The 9,944-nt window shown below is 49.5% G+C and carries 8 protein-coding genes; 3 read left to right on the top strand and 5 right to left on the bottom strand.

Going from position 1 to position 9,944, the window contains the following annotated elements; translation table 11 throughout:
* The first annotated feature begins 482 nt into the window (after nucleotides 1-482).
* The gene (locus ABGY95_RS10305) at nucleotides 483-2,489 is read left to right on the top strand and encodes an alpha amylase C-terminal domain-containing protein (RefSeq protein WP_347441598.1); all 2,007 of its coding nucleotides are present in this window, start codon (nucleotides 483-485) and stop codon (nucleotides 2,487-2,489) included.
* Nucleotides 2,490-2,548: 59 nt separating this feature from the next.
* Here ABGY95_RS10305 and ABGY95_RS10300 read toward each other — a convergent pair whose 3' ends face one another.
* On the bottom strand, nucleotides 2,549-4,375 hold the full coding sequence (locus ABGY95_RS10300; RefSeq protein WP_347441597.1) for a chloride channel protein: 1,827 nt from the start codon (nucleotides 4,373-4,375) through the stop codon (nucleotides 2,549-2,551).
* 57 nt (nucleotides 4,376-4,432) lie between these two features.
* Between ABGY95_RS10300 and ABGY95_RS10295 the strand changes: the two genes are divergently transcribed.
* Nucleotides 4,433-4,963 carry a hypothetical protein gene (locus ABGY95_RS10295; RefSeq protein WP_347441596.1) on the top strand — a complete coding sequence of 177 codons (531 nt, stop codon included), beginning with the start codon at nucleotides 4,433-4,435 and terminating at the stop codon, nucleotides 4,961-4,963.
* Nucleotides 4,964-4,979: 16 nt separating this feature from the next.
* Nucleotides 4,980-5,495, top strand: coding sequence for a YbjN domain-containing protein (locus tag ABGY95_RS10290; RefSeq protein WP_347441595.1), 516 nt, complete (start codon nucleotides 4,980-4,982; stop codon nucleotides 5,493-5,495).
* Between the two features lie 95 nt (nucleotides 5,496-5,590).
* Here the strand turns inward: ABGY95_RS10290 and ABGY95_RS10285 are convergent, their stop codons facing one another.
* The 4 genes from ABGY95_RS10285 to ABGY95_RS10270 form a co-directional block, all read right to left on the bottom strand.
* Nucleotides 5,591-6,301 (bottom strand): pseudouridine synthase, encoded by a 711-nt coding sequence (locus ABGY95_RS10285; protein ID WP_347441594.1) that lies wholly within the window; start codon nucleotides 6,299-6,301, stop codon nucleotides 5,591-5,593.
* 15 nt (nucleotides 6,302-6,316) lie between these two features.
* On the bottom strand, nucleotides 6,317-7,729 hold the full coding sequence (locus ABGY95_RS10280; RefSeq protein ID WP_347441593.1) for a DUF58 domain-containing protein: 1,413 nt from the start codon (nucleotides 7,727-7,729) through the stop codon (nucleotides 6,317-6,319).
* 19 nt (nucleotides 7,730-7,748) lie between these two features.
* On the bottom strand, nucleotides 7,749-8,747 hold the full coding sequence (locus ABGY95_RS10275) for a MoxR family ATPase (RefSeq protein WP_347441592.1): 999 nt from the start codon (nucleotides 8,745-8,747) through the stop codon (nucleotides 7,749-7,751).
* Nucleotides 8,744-9,944: DUF4350 domain-containing protein (locus ABGY95_RS10270; protein ID WP_347441591.1), on the bottom strand; the 1,201-nt coding region annotated here is incomplete at its 5' end. The genes ABGY95_RS10270 and ABGY95_RS10275, both read right to left, overlap by 4 nt.

Genomic DNA, 9,944 nt, shown 5'->3' with positions numbered 1-9,944 from the left:
CGATACTCGCTGAATCAAAGTACAGGGAATTCTTGTTTGCTGTCAAATGCGTAGTGCCGGCGCCCTTGATAAAGACCGCAGTCGAGCAATATCTGATTCCTATTTACCACCAATAGGTGTTTTGACCATGTCGTTGGCCCCGCAGCTCAGCAAAATGTACGTGTCATGAAATCGAGCGAATCCCTCATCTACTAGGAGGCCAGACTTGGCTAGATGCAACCTCAGCATGCCTCAAGAGCACTCAAATCCCACCGCAACATTGCTCCCAAGTTCAAGCTAGGTCGAGGCTTCTTATAGACAAAAATGCTGGTGCATAGAAAACTAGTATCACAGAAGTACCCTATGCTTGATTTTCTATTAGCTTCCGTGAGTCCAGCAAATCTTAGCGGTTACATTGAACCATATTGAAACCTCTCGATAAATCAGATATTTAGTACACAGAAAAGTATCGAACTTTGCACACTTGCTGTTATTGTTCTAACGTGAGTAAGATAGAAGTTCCCGCACTCGTTAAGGACGACCCATGGTTACAGGATCAAACAGAAGCTATCCTTCAGCGTATTTCTCGCTTTCAGCAAAAACACACTGAAATCGAAGATAAGCATGGATCTCTCTACACATATGCCAATAGCCACCTTGAACTTGGAATGCACTATGATTTAGCGAAGAATCAATGGCAGATCCGTGAGTGGGCACCGAACGCAAAGTCCCTGTCAGTTGTAGGTGATTTCAATGACTGGGATGGTGACAGTCACTCTCTCATCCGAGGCCACGATGGAGTTTGGTCCGGCACCCTCAATGCTTCAGATCTTAAGCACGGCGACAAGGTGAAATTACGCGTAGTTGGTGCTGATAACTCAGTGCGCGACCGTATCCAAGCCACCGTTACTCGGGCAATCCAAGACCCAGTTACCCATGACTACGCAGGGCAGATCTGGCAGCCAGAAAACGAGTACGTCTGGAAGCACACATTCGACCCTAGTGCTGTAACCTCCCCCCTTATTTACGAAGCCCACACAGGTATGGCTGGCGAGGAACCACGCCTCCATACGTATAAGGAATTTGCAGATAAAGTGATCCCACGCATCGTCAAACTCGGTTACAATACTATCCAGCTGATGGCTATTCAAGAGCATCCGTATTACGGGTCGTTCGGCTACCACGTCTCTAACTTTTTTGCTGCGTGTTCACGCTTCGGCACTCCTGAAGACCTCAAGTACCTAATCGACACAGCCCACAGCCATGGCATCGCCGTAATCATGGATATTGTTCATTCCCACGCTGTTAAAAACCTAGGGGAAGGGCTTAACGAATTTGATGGCACTGACCATCAGTACTTCCATTCAGGGGAAAAAGGTAATCAACCCCAATGGGACTCAAAGTGCTTTGACTACGGTAAAGATGAAGTTGTCCGCTTTCTCCTATCCAATGTCCGCTATTGGTTAGAAGAATTTCGCTTCGACGGTTTCCGCTTCGATGGTGTCACATCAATGCTCTACGACCACCACGGCAGTGTGGCATTCGACCACTACGAGAAATACTTCTCAAATGGTGTCGACCACGACGCTGTGCTTTACCTTCAGTTAGCTACAACTCTCGCAGAATCTATCAGACCTGGCGTTCTCAATATAGCTGAAGACATGTCTGGCATGCCTGGCCTCTGCCGCCCTATCCACGAGGGTGGGGTCGGTTTCAGCCACAGACTAGCCATGGGGCTTCCCGATCACTGGATCAAATTACTCAAAGAAAAGAGTGATGAGAACTGGAATATGAACGCTATTTGGGACACTCTCACTAACCGCCGCCACGGTGAAGCCAATATCGCCTACGCCGAATCGCACGACCAAGCACTTGTAGGCGACAAGACTCTGGCCTTCCGCTTGATGGATAAGGATATGTATTGGCACATGACAACTGAGGATACAAACCCTGTGATTGACCGAGGTATCGCTCTACATAAACTCATCCGCCTCGTAACATCCTGCATTGGCGGTGAAGGGTACCTTACATTTATGGGCAACGAATTTGGTCACCCAGAGTGGCTAGACTTCCCACGTGAAGGCAACGACTGGTCATACCACTACTGTCGCCGCCAATGGTCACTGGTTGATAACGAAAAACTCAAATATAAATTCCTCAACAACTTTGACCAAGCTCTTATTCACCTGTTAGCCGAGAGCAATATGCTCGCAACACCACAGGCCCAGCAACTTTGCTGCCACGATGGTGACCACCTCATTGCCTTCGAGCGAGCCAACCACATCGGGGTTGTCAATTTTCACCCGACTCAGTCGTTCACGGACTACCACATTCACGTCCCAGCATCTGGTATGTACGAGGTCATTCTAAACTCAGACGAAGCAGTCTTTGGGGGACACCAGCGCGTGGATAGCGGCATTACAATTCAAAGTATCAATGGCGAATACGGCCCAGTGCTCTCACTCTACCTGCCATGCAGAACTGCCATGGTACTCAAGAAAGTCAACTAGTGAGATACTTATTTCGTTGCCGTTGGTTCCGTTTTCAGACCTGCTAACTGAAAAATTCATTATAGCGAACTAGCGTTCTGCTGCCGGGCGATATCGTTGAGTGTGATCAACCCCAGTAACTTCTGCGAGTTAGTGGCTGAGACCACAGTAGCTTGCTGGTAGTTCTTCGCGATCATCCGGTTCGCAGCATCACGGATAGATGTCTCTGGCTGCACAGAGAGCAAGCTTTGATCGATAATGATATTATCTAGTAATGAATCACCTGGTGAATCCTCTAGCTCGTGTCGCGTCACTATACCCAGCAGATCTCCAGCTGCATCCATGACCGGATAAGCATGGTAGTGCATTCCTCTCGCCCCGAGATTCTTAATATTCTCTTTCACGCTCACACCTGTCTGCAGCGTGAGGACCTCATGTGTCATGATCGCAGCCACCGGAAGGTTTCGGTAGTCTTGACTGCCACGGAAGGCTGAGAACTTCTTCAAGTTCACACCATCTTGTAGCAACAAAGCATCGTAGAGTGCTATAGGTCGAAACTTCTTAGCGAGCGACCAAGCCAACATGTTTCCCGCCATCAGAGGCAAGATCAACGAGTAATTCCCGGTCATTTCAAAAATAATAATCAGCGAGGTGAAGGGGCATCGCACCACAGCTGAGAACATCGCCCCCATGCCTAACAAGACACAGCCACCAACGACCTGATGAGTACCCGGCCAGTTAGGGAAGTGCATCCAACCTTCGAGGCCGACCAACACCATGCCGATTAAGCCTCCAAGCATTCCACCGAGGAAAAGCGTCGGAGAAAAGAGACCACCAGAACCACCAGTCGCGTAGTTGACCACCACTGCGATGAATTTGCAGATAAGAAGCACTGCGAGAACCTGCCAAACTAAGCTGTCTTCGAATGCCAGCTCTAGACTCTCGTAACCAATACTGAAAACTGAATTCTGTGGGTCACCGAAGTCACCTGTGAGCTGGTACGCTAGAACTCCGAGTAGACCACAGCTGAGACCTCCAACAGCTGGGGTGAGCCATGCCATTTTAGCCATTTTCACTTTGCACTTAGACCGCAGAGTCAGCACCGAGCTAACAAATACATGCCCTAGCAAACCTGCTATCAACCCCATTGGTATTCCGACAATCATCCATAGAGATGTGATGAATTCCTTATTAATAATATGACTCGAAAGAATTGGATCTTCTGTCAACAGGCTACGCGACACTGCCGCAGCAGTCACCACAGCTATCACAATGCCGCCGAGGGCCTTCATCGAAAAGTTATCGAGTAGTTCCTCAAAGACGAAGGTAATCGCTGAGAGTGGAGCATTGAACGCCGCAGCAATACCTGCAGCCATACCTACTGGAAGTGCCGATTGAATACGGTTTTGGTCTTTAAAAATCCAACGACCGAGGCGCGACGAAATAGCTGAAGACAGGTGCACGGTAGGACCTTCACGTCCAAGGCTGTTTCCTAATCCACAATACAGTGAGCCAAGCACAAATCGCCAAAAACCCGTGGCACTAGAGATGTAACCGCCGTGGTTGTAATAGGCCGCCTTTGTTTGTGGGATTCCTGATCCCGCTGAGTCCGGGGCAAACGTTTTGACTGAAATACCAATGAGTAAACCACCCAATGTGGGGGCACCCAACATGATTCCATAAAATTGCCAACCGCCAAGAGCTGTCGCCCAGTCCCATACGCTGTGGAATAGGTAGTGGATCGACCAATGAAAAAGCACTGCGGCAACTCCGCAGCTCAGGCCAATCAAGATGCAGAGTAAGAGGAAGCGCTGGCTGTCATCCATGCGGCTCTTGACCCATTCTGCTATGACTCCTCTGCTTGGCATTCCTGTGATGCGAGATACCACAGTTTCTACAATAGCCAAGCCCCATCACTTTACCGTTGAACAATTCATGCGTAGCCACCAGAAACTAGCAGCACAATGGCTGACCAACCTGACATCACAAAGCGCACATTTTTCGAACGACTCTTTGGGCTCTCCCCTAAAGCCGTAGCGGAATCCCATAAAGAACTGCGTTTCACGCGCACCCGTCAGGCTTCACAATTTTTCATCCTAACCGCCTTTCTTCTGGTACTTGGTGTAGCTAGCTTCGTAGCGCTCTATGTCAGTTGGGGCCCGAAAGATCTCGATTTTCGCCTCTACGCATGGTTCTGCCTAACTCCGCTGATTCCATCCTATTTCACCCTCCGTCTGGCAATCCACTGTGTGCGTTATGCATACATTTTACTCACTCCAATGGGCGTGGAAGTTTTCCCCTTCTTCCAACCTGAGAAAAACCTCCAGATCATTTTTTGGCAAGAGGTCGATAGCTTCGATATCAGCCCATCACTGCTCACCCTCCATTCTAGCCCAGAGAAAACCAGCGGCACAGTACTCACGCTAAAACCTCTCGCCCCAGCACAAATCTCCTTGCTTAGAAAAGCAATCGAAGCCAGAACCAACCACAACTAAGCACCCTTTCGAAACCATGAGACCACCATCCATCCAGCTCACATCCGTAGCCGACGCCTTCAACGAACACGGTTGGCAGCACGAAATCATCGAAGGCCAAGAGGTCATCACCACCGCTTTCGAAGCGCACCACACACGCGTGCAACTCTTCGCCCAGGTCTTCACGCAGCTCAATTCCTTGACAGTTGTTGGCGAGACAGCAATGCCGATCGATGAACTCCGCCAACCACTGTTACTCGAACTCCTGCACCGCGCTAACAAGATGATGAACCTAGGTGGCCTGGAGTACGATCTCGACCGCCAACGCGTAGTCTTCCGTATCACTAACATATTTGAGCGCGAGAAATTCGACAAAGACATCGTCTCCACCATGGTCCATTGCTCGATTGCCGAGGTTGACCGCATCATCCCCTTCTGCTCGATCATCCAGCAAACTGCCGAAGATCTTTTAGACGATCTAAATATCGAGCGCCTCCTGCTGCGCCAAGACCTTCTTCCACCAGTTCCTGGTGACGAAGAGATGGATATTTAAGCTCAGCTTCATTGCCCAAAACTAATTTCACTAAGCCAACGGAGTCCATCCCTTGGCTTTCTTTATGCTCATTCAGCGGACTCACTTTTCGATCGCTATCCCTGCAGAAGCGGGAAACACCGCTGGAAGTTCTCTCCCACTGGTGCTGTGATCGTGAGCTTTTCACCATTGATAGGATGGTCTAGAGTGAGGGACTTGGCTTGGAGTAACATCCGCGTGTCTGTTCCCAACAACTCCCCCAATTGATCCGAGGTTTCAATACCAGAGTAGCGGTAGTCACCGACAATTGGTAGTCCCGTGTGTAGTAGGTGCCGGCGAATTTGATGGAAACGTCCGGTGTGTGGAATGGCTTCGACCAAAGTAAGAATATCACCATGACCATCGAGCTGATCAGCCACACTAGCTAGGGCCTCATGTTTACGTGACTCTATCACGCGAAAGCTCGTGTGCGCCTCGCGCGCTGGCTCGTCGTCTTCTTTCTGAATTGGCTGGTGACACTCCCATGCTTCTGCAGGAGCCTTGCCCTGAATCACAGCCCAATAGGATTTGTCAAAATCGTGAATAGCTAGCGCTTTGTGAAGTTTCCTCGTTGCCTTTTTTTCTAGTCCAAACAAGAGCACACCGGAAGTTGGTCGATCGATTCGGTGGATCGTATTTACCCGCACTCCAATTTGATCGCGGAGGATCTTCATGGCAACTAAGTCACCCTCCTTCGGCGACTCAGCAGGATGCACGAGGTGGCCAGCGGGCTTATCGATCGCTACCAGCCATTTGTCTTGATAGAGGATTGTTAATGCTTCAACCATAATTCAAAATTCAGCTTAGACTGTTTCTCTGGCAACGAGGTACGCGTTAGCAAGCGCTACCGGAAGGTCTTCGGCAGTTGCATCCACGAAATGCACTCCGTGAGACCTTAACTCGTTGAGCACAGCATTGCGTTCGTCTAAATAGATTTGGCTAGCTCCTAGGGCCAATGCATCGTCTAGCGACTCGACAGGCTCATCCATCCGGTCCACCACTTCTTTTTCCTGCAGGTTCGCTAGAATTGTCACATGTTTCTTGCGAACAAGTCTGAGTGGCTCGATCAAGTCCACCCCGTCTTCACCGCGCACATTACTTAAAAATACTACCAGCGAGCGACGTTGTTGCCTCACTAGTAGGCGCTCAGCCGCTTCCGCATAATCGCTGGGAGACATGGATGTTTGGTAATCATAAAGGTGGTTGAGAATGGTGGTCATCGAATTGATCCCTTTGACGGGCGGTAACCACCTTTCTTGTCCACCAAAACTAAGAATGCCAACATTATCCCCTTGCTTCAACGCAACGTAGGCCAATAGAAGCATAGCATTAAGACAGTGATCGAACTGAGGTATATCGCCATCCATAGCGCGCATGCGCTGGCCGCAATCGACCGCTAAAATCACGTTTTGATCACGCTGTTCTTGGTAGTCACGTGAGATCAACTGAAGCTTACGAGAAGTAGCTTTCCAGTCGACTTTAGAAAGTGTGTCACCCAGTTGGTAGTCGCGCAGTTGATGAAAGTCTTTACTCATCCCTGCCCTATTTTTCATCACGATACCCATTTGCTCTGGGCTACTTTCGATGGCAAGCAAGGCGAACTGAATGACTGGTTCGTAATTTGGATAAACGCGCGTCTCTTCGGACTCACCAGCACGCACTTGTCTGGTCCAGAATTTCAAAAATGAGGCGAACTGAATGTGCGCTGCTTCAACTGTGGTTCGTCCACGCTGGCGCATTCGCAATGGATACGTTATTTCGGTATATCCGTTGGCTGGTAATTCACCATGCCATGGGAGTCCATCGCTCTCGTGTTCTTCAGCGAGTCCGTCATAGACTGATACCCTGAGCGGCAAGCGCGAAAGGTTGGTGAGTTTCAGCGAAACTTCAGATTCGACCTCAATGGCGAATCGCCCAGGAAGCTTACGCGACACCTGTGGGCTCTTCGTTAATATAAGAATTACAAAATCAGCTAACAAAAGCACGCTCCAAGCAACTAACGACCACCACCATATTGGGCTGAGATCCGGCAGCATTGATGCCAGTATATGTAGTGACAACCATGTTAACCCACAGTGGATGGTGAGGCTATTCGGTTTCACCTTTAGCTTCTTCCATACCCATAGCATGAGTAAGAAAGGACCAACGTAGAGGAGCGTGCCAATGATAAATTGAGAAAACCCACCTAAGTTCGCTAGCTGATAGAGTGACTGCATCTGTGAAGTTTCAATAAGCCTACTGGCGAGGAGCTTCTACTCCGGCAATGATATTGAGAATAGCGTCGTCAACTTTTTGCCCACTAATCGCTAGTTCTGGCGCAAGCTGCACACGATGACGCAGCACGGGTAGGGCCGATTGCTTGATGTCATCTGGCACAACAAAACCGCGCCCAGACATGTATGCGTAGGCCTTAGCTATATGCACGAGACTGATCGCCCCACGAGTTCCAGCTCCAAGGCTAATCCCCTGAGCAGTGCGCGAAGCCCTCACAATATTCACAGCATAATTCACGACTTCATCCACACAACGGATATTCGCCACATCTTGCTGAGCCTTGATTATATCCTCTGGTGAGTAGAGCTTAGCAACCGATGAGGCGCTGAGACCAGTGCCACTGGTGACGTCTTGCACAACTTGGGCTTCATCACTGTGGCTTGGGTAGTCCATCACTACCTTCATCAAAAATCGGTCGAGCTGGGCCTCAGGTAAAGGGTAAGTTCCCTCTTGCTCGATAGGGTTCTGTGTGGCTAATGCCATGAATGGTGGGTCTAACTTGATCGTTTCACCATCGATAGTGACTTGGCGCTCCTGCATGACTTCCAACAATGCTGCCTGGGTCTTTGCTGGTGAACGGTTTATCTCATCAGCCAGCAAGAGGTTGGTAAAAATTGGGCCACGACGCACTTGGAAGGTCTGAGACTTCATATCAAAGAGCGTGAAACCTGTAACGTCAGATGGCATGAGGTCGGGCGTGAACTGAATACGGCTAAACAAGCCACCGAAGGTGTTCGCTAGAGCCACGACTAGATGCGTTTTACCAAGACCTGGCTTACCTTCTAGCAAGACATGGCCTCCAGCGAGAAAGGTGGCGATCACTTGGTCGATCACAGTATCCTGCCCAAAAATAACTTTTCGTAGTTCCGTGCGCAAGGTTTGCGCTAGGCCGGTAGCGAGTGGAGCCGACTCAGCCTGAGTTGCTGGTGGCACGGGTTCTGTAAATGGGTAGTCGCTCATAAGCTTTTTAGTATCTGTTGGAGTGTTTTTGTAATCTTTACCATGGTGCTTGCATCTCTCACCTGAGTCCGAGTCATCGCTTCTGTGACGAGTTTTAGCTCTAGTCCTGAGGATTGGACCAAGGAGTCGATGAGATCTGAGGAATCTGCCCCATGCTCGTACAAGTGCCCAGACTTCTTCACTACAGCATCGCGCAATGATTTAAGCAAGGCGTCCTCACGTTTGTGACGCCAGAGAAATTGGCCTGTCCTTTTAAGTTGCTTGGCGTAATTTCTGTCATCGCCACCCGAAGCCTCTAACAATGGTCCAAAACGTGGAAGACTCTTCCAAATCCAAAGGACAGTGAGTACAAATAACGCCCAAACTGCCTTCCACAAATATTCGCCGAGCATTGATGTAAAGCTGCGAACCTTTCCTAAAGAAAATACAATCTTGCCCCCGCGCCCGGCGATATAGTCGAGAGCTTCAGCATGTTCGGCTATTTGCAGATAGGGATTACGGAATGCGCGGGCGTCCGAAATAAATGTGATCCTGCCCTCCCCTAAAGTTCTACTAAAAAAGTGGTGTTCTTCTCCCTCATCATACCAGTCATCCACATAGTAATCGTCATCGGCGGCAACGAGCAACCGAGTCCCGCCAAGCTCCATTGCAAATTCCACATCGTCATCATCCGTCATGACGAGAACTGATTCTGTAAAGGGGAGTTCTTTGCCTTTTGCTACAGCGCCACCTCGTGCCTCCCACTTGTATTGCTCTTTAACATCGTCAACGAGGCTTAGATAAACCGACTCGAGCAGCAGGTTCAGTCCAGCTTCACCTTCAGTGTCTTCACGCCAATCCTCAGGATCATGATGCGCCCAATCGCCAACGTCTTTCCAATAATCTTCCCCTCTCTCAAGGAAGCACAAGTAATGTCCACCATCGTAGACCCAATCGATGACTCGTTCAGCATCACCAATAGAACGTACGCTCGTGGCCGGTGAAAACACGACTCCTTCGTCACCGTCGAATTTTAGAACTCCAGTGGTGGATGTGACCACGTGTCCATCACTCTCCAGGTACCGCTCAGCTGCTAGATATGGGTTCTTACGAGCCCGTCCGTCGTAGCCAATAAATTGCTGACGGTCTTCCATTTCACTACAAGAAGTCAGTGAAATCAGGCCTAGTAGTAGGCAAGCTATGAAGTGAAATTTCATC

It is taken from the genome of Rubritalea sp., assembly GCF_039830215.1.
Taxonomy (GTDB): Bacteria; Verrucomicrobiota; Verrucomicrobiia; order Verrucomicrobiales; family Akkermansiaceae; genus Rubritalea.
This window is presented reverse-complemented; position numbering and strand designations above follow the sequence as displayed.